This is a genomic window from Streptomyces sp. GDS52, assembly GCF_052246875.1.
Taxonomy (GTDB): Bacteria; Actinomycetota; Actinomycetes; order Streptomycetales; family Streptomycetaceae; genus Streptomyces; species Streptomyces cathayae.
This window is the reverse complement of record NZ_CM125966.1, coordinates 5,677,514-5,695,361: the sequence shown is the minus strand read 5'-3', so window position 1 is coordinate 5,695,361 and position 17,848 is coordinate 5,677,514. Positions and strand designations below refer to the sequence as shown.

Sequence of the window (17,848 nt, the reverse complement as noted above, 5' to 3'; positions counted from 1 at the left end):
GCCGGTAAAGACTCGCGCGTACCACGCCACCTTAGACGTTGCCCAGACCCGGACAATCGCGGGGGTCCGGTCGTGTTGTCGGCGGCCGCTCACCACCGGGTTCCGAGCTCGATTGAGCAACCGGATGAGCGGCTCCGTATTCATCTGCCGAACCGGAAGACTGACCGGTCAGGAGGCGGATCGCCGGGACTCCCGGCAGTCTGGAACGACTCGGGGAATGCGCCTCCTACGGGGGTAGGCTCGACCTCGCCGGTGAGTACTCATCCGGCATCCGAAGACATGTGGAGAGGAGCCCTGACTCAGGGTGAGCACCAAGCCGACCACCACAGACCTCGAGTGGACCGAACTGGACCAGCGGGCCGTGGACACCGCCCGCGTCCTGGCCGCCGATGCCGTACAGAAGGTCGGCAACGGCCATCCCGGTACGGCGATGAGCCTGGCGCCCGCCGCGTACACCCTCTTCCAGAAGGTGATGCGGCACGACCCCTCGGACGCCGACTGGGTCGGGCGGGACCGTTTCGTCCTGTCCGCCGGCCATTCGTCCCTGACTCTCTACACCCAGCTGTACCTGGCCGGTTTCGGTCTGGAACTGGACGACCTGAAGGCGTTCCGCACCTGGGGCTCGAAGACGCCGGGCCACCCGGAGTACGGGCACACCACGGGTGTGGAGACGACGACCGGGCCGCTGGGCCAGGGCGTCGCCAACGCGGTCGGCATGGCCATGGCCGCCCGCTACGAGCGCGGGCTGTTCGACCCGGAGGCCGCCCCGGGCGAGTCTCCGTTCGACCACTTCGTCTACTGCATCGCCGGTGACGGCTGCCTGCAGGAGGGCATCTCCGCGGAGGCGTCCTCGATGGCCGGCCACCAGAAGCTCGGCAACCTGGTCCTGCTGTGGGACGACAACCACATCTCGATCGAGGGCGACACCGAGACGGCCGTCTCCGAGGACGTCGTCAAGCGGTACGAGGCCTACGGCTGGCACGTGCAGCGGGTGGCCCCGAAGCCGGACGGCGACCTGGACCCGCACGCGATCTACGACGCCGTCCAGGAGGCCAGGAAGGTCACCGACCGGCCGTCGTTCATCGCGATGCGCTCGATCATCGCCTGGCCGGCCCCGAACGCGCAGAACACCGAGGCCTCCCACGGTTCGGCGCTCGGCGACGAGGAGGTGGCGGCCACCAAGCGGGTGCTGGGCTTCGACCCGGAGCAGACCTTCGAGGTGACCGACGAGGTCCTCGGTCACACCCGTGGCGCGCTGGAGCGCGGCAAGCAGGCGCGCGCCGAGTGGGAGAAGTCGTTCCAGGAGTGGCGGAGCAACAACGCGGAGCGCGCGGCCGAGTTCGACCGCATCGCGGCCGGTGAACTGCCCAAGGGCTGGGAGGACACGCTTCCCGTCTTCGAGCCGGGCAAGGCGGTCGCCACCCGTGCCGCCTCCGGCAAGGTGCTCCAGGCGCTCGGCGCGGTCGTCCCGGAGCTGTGGGGCGGCTCGGCCGACCTGGCGGGCTCCAACAACACGACGATCGACAAGACGTCGTCGTTCCTCCCGGTCGGCAACCCGCTGCCCGAGGCGGACCCGTACGGCCGCACCATCCACTTCGGTATCCGCGAGCACGCCATGGCCGCGGAGATGAACGGCATCGCGCTGCACGGCAACACCCGGATCTACGGCGGCACCTTCCTGGTGTTCTCCGACTACATGCGCAACGCGGTGCGGCTGTCGGCCCTGATGCACCTGCCGGTGACGTACGTGTGGACGCACGACTCCATCGGTCTGGGCGAGGACGGCCCGACCCACCAGCCGGTCGAGCACCTGGCCTCGCTGCGCGCCATCCCGGGTCTGAACGTCGTCCGCCCCGCGGACGCCAACGAGACCGCGATCGCCTGGCGGGAGATCCTCAAGCGCTGGACGAAGGAGTTCGGCAAGGGCGCCCCGCACGGTCTGGCCCTCACCCGCCAGGGCGTGCCGACCTACGAGTCGAACGAGAACGCCGCGCGCGGCGGGTACGTGCTGTTCGAGGCGGACGGCGGCACGCCGCAGGTCGTGCTGATCGCCACCGGTTCCGAGGTGCACGTCGCCGTCGAGGCCCGCGAGCGGCTCCAGGCCGACGGGGTGCCGACCCGCGTGGTGTCCATGCCGTCGGTGGAGTGGTTCGAGGAGCAGGACCAGGGGTACCGGGACAGCGTCCTGCCGCCCTCCGTGAAGGCGCGCGTCGCGGTGGAGGCCGGTATCGGTCTGACGTGGCACAAGTACGTCGGGGACGCCGGGCGCATCGTGTCCCTGGAGCACTTCGGCGCGTCCGCCGACGGCAAGGTGCTGTTCGAGGAGTTCGGCTTCACCGCAGAGAACGTGACGGCCGCGGCCCGGGATTCACTCGCCGCGACCCAGCGCTGACGCTCACATACGACACGTAGTAGGAGATGGAATTTCCATGACAGACGCACTGAAGCGCCTTTCCGACGAAGGCGTCGCGATCTGGCTGGACGACCTGTCGCGCAAGCGGATCACGTCCGGCAACCTCGCCGAGCTGATCGACCAGCAGCACGTCGTGGGCGTCACCACCAACCCGTCGATCTTCCAGAAGGCGATCTCCGAGGGTGACGGTTACGAGCAGCAGCTCGCCGACCTCGCCGCCCGCCGGGTCACGGTCGAAGAAGCCATCCGGATGATCACCACGGCGGACGTCCGGGACGCCGCCGACATCCTGCGCCCGGTCTTCGACGCCACCGACGGCAAGGACGGCCGGGTCTCCATCGAGGTCGACCCGCGCCTGGCGCACGAGACGCGCGCCACCGTCGCCGAGGCCAAGCAGCTGGCCTGGCTGGTGGACCGGCCCAACACCCTGATCAAGATCCCGGCGACCGAGGCGGGCATCCCGGCGATCGCCGAGGTCATCGGCCTGGGCATCAGCGTCAACGTCACGCTGATCTTCTCCCTGGAGCGGTACCGCAAGGTCATGGACGCGTTCCTGACCGGCCTGGAGAAGGCCAGGGAGCGCGGCCTGGACCTGTCGAAGATCCACTCGGTGGCGTCGTTCTTCGTGTCCCGCGTGGACACCGAGATCGACAAGCGGATCGACGCGCTCGGCACCGACGAGGCGAAGGCGGTGCGCGGCAAGGCCGCCGTCGCCAACGCGCGCCTGGCATACCAGGCGTACGAGGAGGTCTTCGCCACCGACCGCTGGAGCGCGCTGGAGCGGGAGGGCGCCAACAGGCAGCGTCCGCTGTGGGCCTCCACCGGGGTGAAGGACAAGGCGTACAAGTCCACGATGTACGTCGACGACCTGGTGGCGCCGAACACGGTGAACACCATGCCGGAGGCGACGCTGTTCGCCACCGAGGAGCAGGGCGAGATCAAGGGCGACGCCGTCGCCGGCACCTACGAGCAGGCCCGCGCCGACCTGGACGCCGTGGAGCGGCTGGGGATCTCGTACGACGACGTGGTGCGGCTGCTGGAGGAGGAGGGCGTCGAGAAGTTCGAGGCGTCCTGGAACGACCTGCTGAAGTCGACCGAGGCGGAGCTCGCGCGCCTCGCCCCTTCGGAGGGCTGAGACCTTGTCGAGCAGCAACCCGCTGCGTGACCCCGCGGACCGACGGCTCCCGCGTATCGCGGGGCCGTCGGGCCTGGTCATCTTCGGCGTCACGGGCGACCTCTCGCGCAAGAAGCTGATGCCCGCCGTGTACGACCTCGCCAACCGGGGTCTGCTGCCGCCGGGCTTCTCGCTGGTCGGGTTCGCCCGCCGCGAGTGGGCGCACGAGGACTTCGCGCAGGTGGTGCACGACGCGGTCAAGGAGCACGCCCGCACTCCGTTCCGCGAGGAGGTCTGGCAGCAGCTCATCCAGGGCATGCGCTTCGTCCAGGGCACCTTCGACGACGACGAGTCCTTCGAGCGGCTGCGCGGCACCATCGAGGAGCTGGACAAGGCACAGGGCACGGGCGGCAACTTCGCGTTCTACCTGTCGGTGCCGCCGCGGTCCTTCCCGGTGGTCATCCAGCAGCTGAAGAAGCACGGGCTGGCCGACCAGTCCAGCGGTTCCTGGCGGCGCGCGGTGATCGAGAAGCCCTTCGGCCACGACCTGAAGTCGGCCGAGGAGCTCAACGCGCTCGTCCACGAGGTGTTCGCCCCGGACCAGGTCTTCCGGATCGACCACTACCTGGGCAAGGAGACCGTCCAGAACATCCTGGCGCTCCGCTTCGCCAACACGATGTTCGAGCCGATCTGGAACCGGTCCTTCGTGGACCATGTGCAGATCACCATGGCCGAGGACATCGGCATCGGCGGCCGGGCGGGCTACTACGACGGCATCGGCGCCGCCCGGGACGTCATCCAGAACCACCTGCTCCAGCTGCTGGCGCTCACCGCCATGGAGGAGCCGGCCTCCTTCGGCGCGGACGCGCTGGCCGCGGAGAAGACCAAGGTGCTCGGCGCCGTGCGGCTGCCGAAGGACCTGGGCCGGGACACCGTGCGCGGGCAGTACGCGGCGGGCTGGCAGGGTGGCGCGAAGGCGGTCGGGTACCTGGAGGAGGAGGGCATCGACGCCTCCTCCAGGACCGACACGTACGCCGCGATCAAGCTGGGGATCGACAACCGCCGCTGGGCGGGTGTCCCCTTCTACCTGCGCACCGGAAAGCGGCTGGGCCGCCGGGTCACCGAGATCGCGGTGGTGTTCCAGCGGGCGCCGCACTCGCCGTTCGACACGACGGCCACCGAGGAACTGGGCTCCAACGCGATCGTGATCCGCGTCCAGCCGGACGAGGGCGTCACGGTGCGGTTCGGCTCCAAGGTGCCGGGCACGTCGATGGAGATCCGGGACGTGTCGATGGACTTCGCCTACGGCGAGTCGTTCACCGAGTCCAGCCCGGAGGCGTACGAGCGGCTCATCCTGGACGTCCTGCTCGGTGACTCCAATCTCTTCCCGCGCACCGAGGAGGTCGAGCTGTCCTGGAAGATCCTCGACCCGATCGAGGATCACTGGGACAACCACGGCCGGCCGGCCCAGTACCCGGCCGGCACCTGGGGGCCCGTGGAGGCGGACCACATGCTCGAGCGAGACGGACGGAGCTGGCGCCGGCCATGAAGACAGACCTCACGGACACCACGGCCGGCGAGATCAACAAGTCGCTGGTGCGGGCCCGCCGGGCTATCGGCACTCCAGCGGTCGGCATGGTGCTCACCCTGGTCATCGTGACCGACGAGGAGAACGCCTACGACGCCCTGAAGTCCGCGGGCGACGCCTCGCGCGAGCACCCCTCGCGCACCCTGGTCGTCATCAAGCGGGTGTCCCGCTCCCCCCGCGACCGCACGCAGTCCCGGCTGGACGCCGAGGTGCGGGTCGGCGCGGACGCGGGCACCGGCGAGACGGTGGTGCTCCGGCTGTACGGCGAGGTCGCCGACCACGCCCAGTCGGTGGTGCTGCCGCTGCTGCTGCCGGACGCCCCGGTGGTGGTCTGGTGGCCGGTCACCGCCCCGCTGAACCCGGCCGGCGACCCGCTGGGCGCGCTGGCCCAGCGCCGGGTGACCGACACCTACGCCTGCGAGCAGCCGGTGCGGGAGCTCGCGGCCCGCGCCGAGGCCTACACCCCGGGCGACACGGACCTGTCCTGGACCCGGATCACGCCCTGGCGTTCGATGCTGGCCGCGGCTCTGGACCAGGTGACCTGCGAGGTGCAGGGCGTGGAGGTCGAGGGCGAGGAGTTCAACCCGAGCTGCGAGCTGCTGGCCATGTGGCTCGCGGACCGGCTGGGCGTGCCCGTGAAGCGTTCGCTCTCGGGCGGCCCGGGGCTCACCGCGGTCCGGCTGTCGACCGACTGCGGCCCGATCGTGCTGGACCGGGCCGACGGTTCGCTCGCGACGCTGTCCATCCAGGGCCAGCCGAAGCGGGCGGTGGCGCTCAAGCGCCGGGACACCGCGGAGCTGATCGCGGAGGAGCTGCGCCGGCTGGACCCGGACGACACGTACGCGTCGGCCCTGCGGTACGGCATCGAGCGGCTGCGGAGTCCGGCGACGGGGGCGGGCGCCACGAAGGCGTCCTCCGGTGCGCTGGAAGAGGTGTCGCGCGGGCTGACCGAGGCGTCGACCGCGCTCGACGAGGTGTCGCGCGCGCTGGACGAGGCGTCGGGCGGCCCCGGGAAGCCGGCGGCCGGCCCGTCGTCAGCCGGTGAGCCGTCAGCCGGTCCGTCGGCCAAAGGAGCCGCGGGCGCCGCTGTCGGCGGACCGGCTGCGGAAGGTTCCTCCGCGGGCGAAGCGCCGGCGCAGGCACCGCTGAAGAAGGTGGAGGCGAAGTGAGTACGGCACCGCAGTTGGTCGTGCACCGCGACAAGGAGCTGATGGCGCAGGCCGCGGCGGCCCGGCTGATCACCAAGGTGGTGGACGCGCAGGCCTCGCGGGGTTCGGCGTCCGTGGTGCTGACCGGCGGCCGCAACGGCAACGGTCTGCTGGCCGCGCTCGCGGCCGCGCCCGCCCGGGACGCGGTCGACTGGAGCCGGATCGACCTGTGGTGGGGCGACGAGCGGTTCCTGCCGGACGGCGACCCGGAGCGCAATGTCACCCAGGCCCGTGAGGCACTGCTCGACGCGGTGCCGCTGGACCCGAAGCGCGTGCACGCCATGCCCGCGTCCGACGGACCGCACGGCGCCGACGTGGACGCGGCGGCGGCCGCGTACGCCGAGGAGCTGGCCCGTGCCGCGGGTCCGACGGACCACGGCGCGGTGCCGACGTTCGACGTGCTGATGCTGGGTGTCGGCCCGGACACGCATGTGGCGTCCCTCTTCCCGGAGTTGCCCGCGGTGCGGGAGACGGAGCGCACGGTGGTCGGCGTCCACGGGGCGCCCAAGCCGCCGCCGACCCGGGTGACGCTCACCCTCCCGGCGATCCGCGCGGCCCGCGAGGTGTGGCTGCTGGCGGCCGGCGAGGACAAGGCGGAGGCCGCGGCGATCGCCCTGTCGGGCGCGGGCGAGATCCAGGCCCCGGCGGCCGGCGCGTACGGCCGTGCCCGCACCCTGTGGCTGCTGGACGCGGCGGCGGCCTCGCAGCTGCCGCGGACGCTGTATCCGCCGGCTTCCCCGTGAACGCGTGACCGCGTGAACACGCACGGACCCCCGCCTCCCCAGGAGGCGGGGGTCCGTGTGTTTCCGGGTGAGGTGGTGGCCGTTACTTCACCGACCCCGCCATCACCCCCTGGACGAAGTGCCGCTGGAAGGCGAAGAACACGGCCACCGGCACCACCAGGGACAGGAACGCGCCCGGTGCGAGCACGTCGATGTTGCTGCCGAACTGGCGGATCTGCGACTGGAGTTCCACCGTCAGCGGCTGCGAGGAGCTGTCCGCGAACAGCAGCGCCACCAGCATGTCGTTCCAGACCCACAGGAACTGGAAGATGGCCAGGCTGGCGATGGCCGGCCGCCCGACGGGCAGGATCAGCCGGGTGAAGATGCGCCACTCGCTGCCGCCGTCCATACGGGCGGCCTCCAGCATCTCCTTGGGCATCTCGGCGAAGTAGTTCCGCAGCAGGAACACCGCGAACGGCAGTCCGTACGCCACGTGGAACAGCACGACCCCGGGGATGGTGCCGAACAGGCCCAGCTGGCCGAAGAGTTTGGCCACCGGCAGCAGCCCGATCTGCACGGGCACCACCAGCAGGGCGACCACCACGAGGAAGATCGTGTCCCGGCCGGGGAAGTCCAGCCAGGCGAAGGCGTATCCGGCGAGCGCCGCGACGATCACCACCAGCACCGTGGTCGGCACCGAGATCAGCACGGTGTTCCAGAACGCCTGGGTCATCCCCGAGTTCTTCAGCAGGGCCGCGTAGTTGTCGAAGGACAGCTGCCCGGGGCTGGTGAACACCGTCCACCAGCCGCCCTTGGCCGTGTCCTCGGCGGAGCGCATCGAGGACAGGAACAGGCCGGCCAGCGGGGTCATCCACACCAGCCCGATCACGACCAGGAAGGCCTGCACGACCGCGTTGCCCAGGCCGCGCCGGATCGCGTTCATCGCTGGCTCCTTCGGAAGCGGCGGACGTTGAAGGCCATGGCGGGGAGCACCAGCAGCAGGAGCAGCACGCCGAGCGCACTGCCCATCCCCTGGTCGTTGCCGCCGCCGAACGACACCAGCCACATCTGGGTCGCGAGCACGGTCGCGTCCTCCTGCACGGGTCCGGGCGCGATGATGTAGACGAGGTCGAAGACCTTCATCACGTTGATCACCAGGGTCACGAAGACGACGGTGAGCACCGGTGCGAGCAGCGGGACGGTGATCCGGCGGAAGATCTGCCACTCGTTGGCGCCGTCCATCCGCGCCGCCTCCAGCGCGTCCCGCGGCAGCGCGGCGAGGCCGGCGCCGATCAGCACCATCGCGAAGCCGGTCCAGATCCACAGGTAGGCCCCGATGATGGCCGGGGTGACGAGCGCCGGTCCGAGCCAGGAGACGCCCTGGTAGGGGGGCGCGAAGTTCTCGGCGGGCAGTTTCAGCGTGTAGGGGCCGTCGGCCAGGCCGGTGAAGCGGAACGAGCCGTCGCTCCCGGTCGTCGTGCCGGCGACCGTGCGTCCGTCGCGGAGCGCCTCGACCTTCATCCCGGGCAGTCCGCTCTCCCCCTCGTCGACCCGGCCCGGCTCTCCTCCCCCGCCGGGGGTGAAGTCCAGGTACACCACTCCCCCGACCTCGTCGGAGGCCGGCTCGCGGGAGGCCGCCGGGGAGGCGGGTGCCGCCTCCCCGGGCAGGTCCTTGGGTGCCACGCCGACCAGGCCCAGTGCCGCCGTGCCGCCCGGCGACACGTCCGCCCCGGTCACGTACGAGCCGTCCGCCTCCTTGGTCAGGATCCCACCGTCGCCCTCGCGGGCGCGGGCCGTCGGGTAGGAGGAGCTGTCCTTGAAGGCGTCGTGGACCGAGACGACGGCCGCGTTCAGGACGCCCTTGTCCGGGTCCTCGTCGTAGGCGAGCCGGAAGACGATGCCGGCCGCCAGGAAGGACACCGCCATCGGCATGAACAGCAGCAGTTTGAAGGCGGTGGCCCAGCGGATCTTCTCCACCAGCACGGCCAGGATCAGGCCCAGGCCGGTGAGCAGGGTGGGGGCGATGACGACCCAGATCGCGGTGTTCCGGACGGCCTTGAGGGTGACCGGGTCGCGGAACACCTCGAGGTAGTTCTCGCCGCCCACGAACCGGGTGCCGGAGGCGTCGAAGAGGCTGCGTCCGACGGAGAACAGCACCGGGTAGACGACCAGCGCGCCCAGCAGGAGCAGGGCGGGCAGCACGAACAGCACGGCGACGATCCGCCCCCGCCGGCGCAGGCGCCGGCGGTGGGCACGATCGGGGTGCGAAGGAGCCGGAGGGCTCGCCTCTTTCACCAGGGTGGCGGTCATGACCGTCAGTTCCCGTACGCCTTGGCCGCCGCGTTCTCCAGCTCGGCCGCGGTCTTCTTCGGGTCGGACGGGTCACGCAGGAAGTCCTGGAGGATCTTCCACTCGCCCTTGCCCTGGGTGCCGCCGAAGGCCGCCGGGGCCTGGTCCGACATGTCGAAGCGGACCGAGTCGCCGGCCTCGATCAGGGACTGTGCGGTGGCGCGGGTGACGTCGTCGCCGTAGGAGGAGAGGTCCAGCTCCTTGTTCGGGGAGAGGAAGCCGCCGGCCTCGGCCCACACGGCGGCGGCCTCCGGCGTGGCGAGGTACTCGAGGAACGCCATGCCGGCCTCGGCGTTCTTGCCGTCCTTGAGCACCACGGCCGCGTCGCCGCCGCTGACCACCGGGGCCACGCCGTCGCCGACCGGCGGGAACGGGAAGAAGTTCGCGTCGGTGCCGATGTCCTTGCCGAACTGGTCCTTGGCCACGCCGGCCACGAAGTCGCCCTCGTAGACCATGGCGGCGTCCGGCTCGGGTCCGAAGACCTTCTCCACCGAACCGGGGAAGTCGGTGTTCAGGGCTTCCTTCTGGCCGCCCGAGACGAGCTGCTTGTCCTTGAAGAGTTCGCCGAGCGTGGTGAGCGCCTCGACGACCGTCGGGTCGGTCCACTTGATCTCGTGCGCGGCGAGGGCGTCGTACTTCTCGGGCCCGGCCTGGGAGAGGTAGACGTTCTCGAACCAGTCGGTCAGCGTCCAGCCGTCCTGTCCGGCGACCGAGAAGGCGGCGAGGCCGGAGTCGGAGATCGTGCGTCCGTCCTTCAGCATGGCGTCGTAGGTCTTCGGCGGGGTGATGCCCGCCTGCTCCAGGGCCTCGGGGCTGTACCAGACGGTCGACTTGTGGGCGGCCTTGAAGTAGAGGCCGTACAGCGTGCCGTCGACGCTGCCGTAGTTCTGCCAGACCTCGGCGAAGTTCTTCTCCACGGTGCCCTGGACCTTCTTGTCCAGCGGCTTGAGCCAGCCCGCCTCGGCGAACTGCTTCAGCACGCCGACCTGGGGGACCATCACGACGTCGGGGGCGTTGCCGCCCTCGATCTTGCTGCCGACGACGGTGGAGACGTTGTCGCCGGTGGAGACGAACTCCGTCTTGGCGCCGGTCTTCTCGGTGAAGGCGTCGAGCACCTTCTGGAAGTTCTTCTGCTCGCTGCCGGACCAGACTCCGGCGACGGAGACGGTCCGGCCGCCGAGCGCCTTGTCACCGTCACCGCCGCCGGCCGAGACGGGCTCGCCCGCGCCGCAGGCTGTGGCGCCGAGGGCGAGCACGAGGGCGGTGCAGCCGGTGAGCAGGGTGGTACGTCGTCGCATCATCGTTGATGTCCCTTCAGAAGCGTTCGGAAATATTCAGAAGTGCGTTCGGAGGACTTTCGGGTGTGTGCAGTGAGCGGGTCTCAGGAGTCGTCGATCCACCAGGCGGCCGTGGCACCCGGGAGGACTCCGTCCGGGCACGGGCCGCTGGCCAGCAGCGGGGTGCCGGGGACCGGTGCGGGTGCGGGGGCGGTGCCGAAGTTGACGGCGCACACCAGGCCGTCGCCGCGGACGAAGGCCAGGACGTCCGGCTCGGTCTCCAGCCAGCGCAGGGTGCCCTCGCCCAACTGGGGCAGCGTGGAGCGCAGTTGCAGACCGTCGCGGTACAGGTGCCAGAAGGAGCGGGTGTCGGCGAGGGCGCGGTCGGTGGCGTGTTCGGCGAACCACTCGGGCTGCGGCAGCCAGGGGGCGGCGCCCTCGGTGCCGGAGGTGAAGCCGAACGGGGAGGCCTGCCCCGACCAGGGCAGCGGCACCCGGCAGCCGTCGCGGATCCGGGCCCGGCTGCCGGTGCGGCGGAAGATCGGGTCGGTGAGCACGTCGTCGGGGAGGTCGACGACCTCGGGCAGGCCCAGCTCCTCGCCCTGGTAGACGTAGGCGGCGCCGGGCAGCGCCAGCATCAGCAGCGCGGCGGCGCGGGCGCGGGCGGCGCCGAGGCCGCTGCCCTGGGGGGTGGGTTCGCCGTAGCGGGTGACGGTGCGGACCTGGTCGTGGTTGTTGAGGACCCAGGTGACGGTCGATCCGGTGCCGGCGATGTCCTGCATGGCCTCGGAGATGACCTTGCGGAAGGCGTCGGCGTCCCAGGGGGCGCCGAGCAGGTCGAAGAAGAAGGCCTGGTGGAGCTCGTCGGAGCGGACGTAGCGGGCGTGTTCGCGGGCGGTCGGCACGGAGACCTCGCCGACCAGGAGCCGTTCGCGGCCGTCGCGGGCGGTGTACTCCTCGCACACCGCGCGCCAGTGCCGCCACACGTCGTGCACCTCGGGCTGGTTCCAGGCCAGCGGGTTGACCGAGTCCCGGGTGCGGGCGTCGGCCTCCGGGTCCGGGGAGTCGGGCAGTTCCGGGTGCTTGAACAGGCCGGCGGCGACGTCGATGCGGAAGCCGTCGACGCCCCGGTCCAGCCAGAACCGCAGGGTCCGGTCGAAGTCGGCGGCGATCTCGGGGTTGCGCCAGTTCCAGTCCGGCTGTTCGGGCGTGAACATGTGCAGGTACCACTGGCCGGGCCGGCCGTCCGGCTCGGTGACGCGGCTCCAGGCGGGCCCGCCGAACATGGCGTGCCAGTTGTTGGGCGGCTCGGCGCCGTCGGGGCCGCGGCCTTCGGCGAAGTGGAAACGGGCGCGTTCCGGGCTGCCCGGGTCCGCGGCGAGTGCCTCACGGAACCAGGGGTGCTCGCTGGAGCAGTGGTTGGGGACGATGTCCAGCAGCACCTTGACGCCGAGGCGCCGGGCGGCCCCGACCAGCAGGTCGAACTCGGCGAGGTCGCCGAAGACCGGGTCGACGTCCCGGTAGTCGGCCACGTCGTAGCCGTGGTCGTGCTGCGGCGAGGGGTAGAAGGGGCTCAGCCAGATCCCGTCCACGCCGAGCTTCTTCAGGTAGGGCAGGCCCGCCCTGACCCCGGCGAGATCGCCGATGCCGTCACCGGTGCTGTCCAGGAAGCTGCGGACGTACACCTGGTAGATCACTGCGTCGCGCCACCAGCGGTGGGTGTCGATGTGCTCGGAGCTCACCACGTCGACCTGTCTGTGCGTGCGGAGACCCGGGAGTCCCGGGCCGACGGCATCCTCGCCGTTGTGCATGCATGTTAGGTAGGGGTGTCGCGGAGGTGTCAATGAACTGACGCACTTTGTCGGGCAGTCACCACGGATGAACTCATGCTTAACGGGCCATATCGGGCACAGTTGAGACATCCGCGTTACTTAACATGTAACTAGCGGCGTCCTGCTGGGGTACGCGGTTCGGAGAAAGACCTCGACCGGAGGGAGGCCCCGCAGCCGCTCTTCGGGGCACAGCCCCGAGGACGGTCCGGGCCCCGGTCCAGGGGGCCCGGGTGCGCGGGACCCCGGCCGCCGGCTAGCGCGCGGAGACGGCGGCGAGTTCGCGCGCCAGCCGCCGCACCGCCGCGCCGGGCGTCTGCCGCCCGGCCATCGCGTCGTGCACCACCGCCTGCACGACCAGGCTCACCTGGTCGTAGTGCGGGCTCTTGGGGCGCGGGGCGGCGGCGAGCACGCTCTCGCGCAGCGTCGGCAGGTAGGGGAACCGCCGGATCAGTTCCGGGTCGTCGTACAGCGCGGCCCGGACGGGCGGCAGCGCGCCCCGGGTGAGGACCTGGCGCTGGCCGCTCTCGCCGGTGAGGTACGCGATCAGCCGCGCGGCGGAGTCGGGGTGGCGCGCATGGGTGGCGACGGCGAGGTTGGAGCCGCCCAGCACGCTCGTCCCCGGCCCGTCCGGTCCCGGCAGCGGCAGCGCGCCGACCTTCCCGGCGACCGCGGAGTCCTCGGCGGACGCGGCGACGTAGGCGTAGGGCCAGTTGCGCAGGAAGAGCAGCCGGCCGTCCTGGAAGGCCTGCTTGGACTCCTCCTCCTTGTACGTCAGCGCCTCCTCGGGGATCCAGCCCTCGCGGACCCCGCGGGCGAGGAACCCGATGCCCTCGCGGGCCGCCCGGGAGTTCACGGTGACGCGCTCGCCCTCGTCGCCGAGGATGGTGCCGCCCGCCGAGTAGACGGCCTCGGCCGCGTTGACGGTCAGGCCCTCGTAGGGCAGGAACTGGCCCGCGTAGCCGTCGAGGCCGTGCCGCGGGGCGAGGGTCTTCGCGGCCTGTTCCAGTTCGGCCCAGGTGCGCGGAGGCGCCACGCCCTCCGCGTCGAGGACGTCCTTGCGGTACAGCAGCAGGCCGGCGTTGGTCACGTACGGGACGGCGTACAGCCGGTCGTCGTAGGTCGCGGTGTCCACCACGGGCGGCAGGAACGTCTCCAGCGGGAAGCGGTCGCGCGGCAGCGGGCGGATCCAGCCGGCCGCGGCGAACTCCGAGGTCCAGCTGACGTCGATGTTGAGCACGTCGAAGCGGCCGCGGCCGGCGTCGCGCAGCTCGGTGATCATCTGCGCGCGGGTCTCGTCGGCCGAGTCGGGCAGCTCGACGAGGGTGACCTCCTCGCCGGGGTGGGTGCGGTTCCAGCCCTCGAGCAGCGGGCCGAGATAGCCGGTGAGGTCCCCGGCGGTGGCCAGGGTGAGCGGGCCGCGTCCGTCGGCGGGAGCCGCCTGTTCGGCCCGCGCACCGGAGGCCACCCCCACGGTCAGGAGCACGACGAGGACGAGGAGGCCCCTACCCGCGGCATGGATCCACCGCATAGGTTCCTCCCTGTGCACCGGCACCCGGGCACCCTTGCCGGGGTCAGAGGCCATGTATACCTGTTAGGTATGGGCGATACTAGGGCCCGCGACACATTGCGTCGGGTGAGACATCGCGTCGGGCGGGGCGCCCGGCATCGGACGCGTGGCACACGGCACGAAGGACGCGGGGAGGAGAGCACGAGTGCGGCAGTCCCTCCTGGCCCTGCTCGCCCGCGGCCCGGCCCACGGCTACGAGCTCAAGCAGGACCTTGAGCAACTGCTGGGCTCCGCGTACCCTCAGCCGAACGTCGGCCAGATCTACGTCACCCTGGGCCGCCTCGAGAAGTCGGGGCTGATCGAGGGCGAGGACGTCGAGCAGTCCGGCCGCCCCAACAAGAAGGTCTACCACCTCACCGACGCCGGGCGGGAGGCGCTGCGCGCCTGGTTCGAGGAGACCGCGGACGAGCCGCGGGTGCGGGACGAGTTCTTCATGAAGCTGGCCCTCGCACCGCAGAGCGGACTCGCCGACCAGATCGTCCTGATCAACCGGCAGCGGCGCCAGTACCTGAACACCATGCGGCAGTTGTCGAAGCTGGCCGCCGCCGAAGACCGGGACAACCGGGTCGCCCAGCTGCTGATCGAGGGCGCGATGCTGCACCTGCAGGCCGACCTCGACTGGCTGGAGCGGTGCCAGGAAGAGCTGGAGGAGCTGGAGTGAGCGAGAGGACCGCTCCCGTGCTGCGCGCCGAAGGCCTCGTCAAGACGCACCACGGTGAGGGAGCCCCGGCGCACGCGGTGCGCGGGGTCGACCTGCGGGTGACGCGCGGCGAGTTCGTGGCGGTGACCGGGCCGTCCGGCGCCGGCAAGTCGACCCTGCTGCATCTGCTCGGCGGGCTCCAGCGGCCCGACTCCGGCAGCATCTGGCTGGACGGCGAGCGCACCGACGGCTACAGCGAGGCACGCTGGGCGGTGAAGCGCCGGAAGCGCATCGGGATCGTCTTCCAGTTCTTCAACCTCGTCTCCGACCTGTCGGTCGCCGACAACGTGGAACTGCCCGCCCTGCTCGCCGGGACGCCGCCGCGAAAGGCCCGCGCCGAGCGGGAGGGGCTGCTGGCCGAGCTGGGCCTGACGGGCAAGGAGCGGAGCATGCCGGGCGAGCTGTCCGGCGGTGAGCAGCAGCGGGTCGCGCTGGCCCGTGCCCTGGTCAACCATCCGCCGCTGCTGCTCGCCGACGAACCCGCGGGCAGCCTGGACAGCAAGGGCACCCGCGAGGTGATGCGGCTGCTGTCCCGCTTCCACCGGCGCGGCCAGACGATCCTGCTGGTCACCCATGACGCCCGGCTGGCGAGCGCAGCCGACCGGGTGATCAGTTTCTTCGACGGGCGGATCGCCGACGACGCGGAACTCGACGGAGCACCCTCGCCCGGCCGGGGCATCTCCGGGGTGCTGGAGCTCAGGGACTGACATGCGGATGTACGGCGGTCCGGGCGTCCGGCACGAGCGAAGGGGCTGACGCCGGTGCGAGCGACCCTGCGCTGGGCGCACTCCGATCTGCGCACGCACCGCGGTGAGGCACTGTTCCTGGTCCTCGCCACCGCGGGTGTCGTCGCCTCCCTGCTGCTGGCCACGGCCCTGTTCGGGTACGCGACCAACCCCTGGCAGCGGATCTTCACCCAGGCGCGCGGCGCCCACGTCACGCTGCACACCACCGCCCCGGCCGACGCCGCGAAGCTGGCCGGCCTGGACGGTGTGGAGTCCGTCGCCGGCCCCTACCCCACCGCCGCCGTCACCCTCGCCGCCCGCGGCAGCCGTGCCTCCGCCGAACTGCGCGGCACCGCCGAACAGCCCGGCACCGGCCGCCCGCTGATCACCTCGGGGCGCTGGCTGGACCCCGGCGCCCCCGACGGCGTGGTCCTGGAGAGCAGCCTCGCCCGTGCCCTGCTGACCACGCCGGGCGACACCCTCACCGTGCCCGGCACCGCGCGGACCCTGACCGTGGTGGGCGTGGCCGACAGCGCCGAGCCGCGCTACCGGCCGGGGGAACAGCCCGGCCTGGTGTGGGCGCTGCCGTCGGCCGTGGCCGACCCCGACGGGCAGGTGACCGGGCTGCGGCTGACCGACCCCGCCGACACCGGGTACGCGGTGCAGCGGGCGGTGACGGTCCTGGGCGCGGGCGCCATCGGCGAGGTCTCCACCTGGCAGCAGGCACGGGCCGAGGCGCAGGGCGACAACCGGCTGCTCGGCCAGGTGCTGGGGCTGTTCGGTCTGGGCGCGCTGGCCGCCGCCGGGTTCGCCGTGCACGGGGCGATCAGCACCCGGATCCGGGGTCATCTGCGGGACATCTCCGTCCTCAAGGCGATCGGTTTCACTCCGGGGCAGGTCGTCCGCGTCTTCCTGCTCCAGCATCTCGGCTACGCCCTGCTGGGTGCCGTGGCCGCCGCCGCGCTGACCGAGGCGCTGGGCAGCGGCATACCGGGGCGGCTCGGGGAGGCGGTCGGCGTGTGGCAGGGGCTGCCCGGGCACACCCTGGCGCTGTTCGTGGTGCCCGTGGGGGCGGTGCTGTTCATCGGTGCCACCACCGGGCTCGCGGCGTGGCGGGCGGGCCGGGTGCCGCCGGTGCCGGTGCCGAGGCCGGCGGCGCCCGAGGCGGGCGGGCTGACGGGCGTGGCGCGGCGGGCGCTCGGGGCGCGGGTGCCGCCCGCACTGGTCCTCGGCTGGCACAAGGCGTTCACCCGCCGCCCGCGTGCGCTGGGCACGGTGGCCAGGCTGACCCTGCCGCTGCTGCTGATCGTGGTGGCGCTGAGCGCGTGGACCACCATCGACCGCTTCCAGAGCAGCCCGGAGCGGATGGGGCTGCCCACCGCGCTCAGCGTCCGTGCGGACCCCTCGCTCGGTGACGGGGAGGCCCGCGCCCTGCTGGAGCGCGATCCGCAGGTCGCCGCCGCCCACCCGGGCGTCGAGGTGGCCGCCCTGGTGCCCGGCCAGACCGCCACGATCGCCCTGCGCGGCTACGGCACCCACCGGGAGCCGTACCCGTTCGCCCTGGCCGAGGGCCGGGCGGCGCACGGACCCGACGAGGCGGTGGCCGGGCAGGGGCTGCTCGACCTGCTGCACGTCCAGGTCGGCGACTGGGTACGCATGACCGTCGGCGACCGGCCGCAGATCCTGCACATCGTCGGCCGCAGCATCGAGACCGAGAACGCCGGCCGGACCATCTCCACCTCGCTCGACACCCTCCGCGGCAACGACCCCGATCTGCGGCCGACCCTCTACCAGCTCCAGCTGGACCCCGGCGCGGACCCGCGGACCGTCGCCGACCGGCTGACCGGGGCCGGGGGCGGCCTGCTCGACGTGCACACCGTGGCCAACCCGGCCGACGGGCTCTCCCCGTTGCGCGCGGTCGTCCTCGGTCTGATCGCCGTACTCGCCCTGATCGGGCTGGTCGAACTGCTCACCGCGATCGGCGGCACGGTCCGCGAGGGCGAACGGGACCTGCTCGCGCTCAAGGCCATCGGGCTCTCCCCGCGGCAGATCACCGCGATCACGGTCACGGCCACCGCCGGTACGGCACTGGCCGCCGTGCTCGTCGCCCTGGCCCTGGGGCTGCCGCTGGCGCACTGGCTGATCGACGAACAGGGAAGGTCGAGCGGCATCGGCGCCGGTATCGCCCGGGGGCCCTCCCCCGCGCTCCTGCTGCTGCTCGGCGCCGCCGCGGTGCTGGGCGCCGCCGTCCTCGCCGCCCTCCCTGCCGCCCGCGCGGCCCGGCGCCGCCTCGCGGACACGCTGAGCGCGGTGGCCTGACCGGCCCGCGCCGGGACGCCCCGGCCGTCAGCCT

13 protein-coding genes are annotated in these 17,848 nt (G+C 72.0%); 8 read left to right on the top strand and 5 right to left on the bottom strand.

Going from position 1 to position 17,848, the window contains the following annotated elements; all coding sequences use genetic code 11:
• The first annotated feature begins 304 nt into the window (after positions 1-304).
• From tkt to pgl, 5 genes are read left to right on the top strand one after another with little or no spacing between them, the layout of a single operon-like run.
• Positions 305-2,392 (top strand): transketolase, encoded by a 2,088-nt coding sequence (gene tkt, locus ACTWJ9_RS25940; RefSeq protein ID WP_279336679.1) that lies wholly within the window; start codon positions 305-307, stop codon positions 2,390-2,392.
• Between the two features lie 37 nt (positions 2,393-2,429).
• Positions 2,430-3,548, top strand: coding sequence for a transaldolase (gene tal, locus ACTWJ9_RS25935; protein WP_279336678.1), 1,119 nt, complete (start codon positions 2,430-2,432; stop codon positions 3,546-3,548).
• Between the two features lie 4 nt (positions 3,549-3,552).
• A complete protein-coding gene (gene zwf / locus ACTWJ9_RS25930) occupies positions 3,553-5,076 on the top strand; it encodes a glucose-6-phosphate dehydrogenase (protein WP_279336677.1) in 1,524 nt (507 codons plus the stop codon).
• Positions 5,073-6,284, top strand: coding sequence for a glucose-6-phosphate dehydrogenase assembly protein OpcA (gene opcA / locus ACTWJ9_RS25925; RefSeq protein ID WP_443294824.1), 1,212 nt, complete (start codon positions 5,073-5,075; stop codon positions 6,282-6,284). The genes zwf and opcA overlap by 4 nt, the downstream gene beginning before the upstream one ends.
• Positions 6,281-7,066 (top strand): 6-phosphogluconolactonase, encoded by a 786-nt coding sequence (pgl, locus tag ACTWJ9_RS25920; protein WP_279336675.1) that lies wholly within the window; start codon positions 6,281-6,283, stop codon positions 7,064-7,066. Before opcA ends, pgl begins: the two co-directional genes overlap by 4 nt.
• Before the next feature lie 82 nt (positions 7,067-7,148).
• On the opposite strand, the gene ACTWJ9_RS25915 is transcribed toward pgl, so the two are convergent.
• The 5 genes from ACTWJ9_RS25915 to ACTWJ9_RS25895 form a co-directional block, all read right to left on the bottom strand.
• Positions 7,149-7,988, bottom strand: a complete 840-nt coding sequence (locus tag ACTWJ9_RS25915) for a carbohydrate ABC transporter permease (RefSeq protein WP_065003010.1) — start codon at positions 7,986-7,988, stop codon at positions 7,149-7,151.
• The gene (locus tag ACTWJ9_RS25910) at positions 7,985-9,355 is read right to left on the bottom strand and encodes an ABC transporter permease (protein WP_279336674.1); all 1,371 of its coding nucleotides are present in this window, start codon (positions 9,353-9,355) and stop codon (positions 7,985-7,987) included. Before ACTWJ9_RS25910 ends, ACTWJ9_RS25915 begins: the two co-directional genes overlap by 4 nt.
• A gap of 5 nt (positions 9,356-9,360) precedes the next feature.
• Positions 9,361-10,695: an ABC transporter substrate-binding protein gene (locus ACTWJ9_RS25905; protein ID WP_279336673.1), complete on the bottom strand. Its 1,335-nt coding sequence runs from the start codon at positions 10,693-10,695 to the stop codon at positions 9,361-9,363.
• Between the two features lie 80 nt (positions 10,696-10,775).
• Entirely contained in the window at positions 10,776-12,398 is a 1,623-nt protein-coding gene (locus ACTWJ9_RS25900; RefSeq protein WP_279338099.1) for a glycoside hydrolase family 13 protein, read from the bottom strand.
• A 358-nt stretch (positions 12,399-12,756) separates the two neighbouring features.
• Positions 12,757-14,031: an ABC transporter substrate-binding protein gene (locus ACTWJ9_RS25895; protein WP_387040150.1), complete on the bottom strand. Its 1,275-nt coding sequence runs from the start codon at positions 14,029-14,031 to the stop codon at positions 12,757-12,759.
• A gap of 184 nt (positions 14,032-14,215) precedes the next feature.
• Between ACTWJ9_RS25895 and ACTWJ9_RS25890 the strand changes: the two genes are divergently transcribed.
• Genes ACTWJ9_RS25890 through ACTWJ9_RS25880 form a run of 3 tightly spaced genes read left to right on the top strand, consistent with a single transcriptional unit; the run spans position 14,216 to position 17,814 of the window.
• Positions 14,216-14,731 (top strand): PadR family transcriptional regulator, encoded by a 516-nt coding sequence (locus ACTWJ9_RS25890; protein WP_443294823.1) that lies wholly within the window; start codon positions 14,216-14,218, stop codon positions 14,729-14,731.
• Complete coding sequence (locus tag ACTWJ9_RS25885; RefSeq protein WP_279336670.1) at positions 14,728-15,477, top strand: ABC transporter ATP-binding protein; 750 nt, start codon at positions 14,728-14,730, stop codon at positions 15,475-15,477. Before ACTWJ9_RS25890 ends, ACTWJ9_RS25885 begins: the two co-directional genes overlap by 4 nt.
• Before the next feature lie 54 nt (positions 15,478-15,531).
• Positions 15,532-17,814: an ABC transporter permease gene (locus tag ACTWJ9_RS25880; protein ID WP_388701663.1), complete on the top strand. Its 2,283-nt coding sequence runs from the start codon at positions 15,532-15,534 to the stop codon at positions 17,812-17,814.
• Positions 17,815-17,848: the final 34 nt, after the last annotated feature.

Coding starts and splice junctions, on each gene's coding strand:
- ACTWJ9_RS25915 (WP_065003010.1), bottom strand. CDS start 7,988: ATGAACGCGATCCGGCGCGGCCTGGGCAACGCGGTCGTGCAGGCCTTC.
- ACTWJ9_RS25910 (WP_279336674.1), bottom strand. CDS start 9,355: ATGACCGCCACCCTGGTGAAAGAGGCGAGCCCTCCGGCTCCTTCGCAC.
- ACTWJ9_RS25895 (WP_387040150.1), bottom strand. CDS start 14,031: ATGCGGTGGATCCATGCCGCGGGTAGGGGCCTCCTCGTCCTCGTCGTG.
- ACTWJ9_RS25905 (WP_279336673.1), bottom strand. CDS start 10,695: ATGATGCGACGACGTACCACCCTGCTCACCGGCTGCACCGCCCTCGTG.
- opcA (WP_443294824.1), top strand. CDS start 5,073: ATGAAGACAGACCTCACGGACACCACGGCCGGCGAGATCAACAAGTCG.
- tal (WP_279336678.1), top strand. CDS start 2,430: ATGACAGACGCACTGAAGCGCCTTTCCGACGAAGGCGTCGCGATCTGG.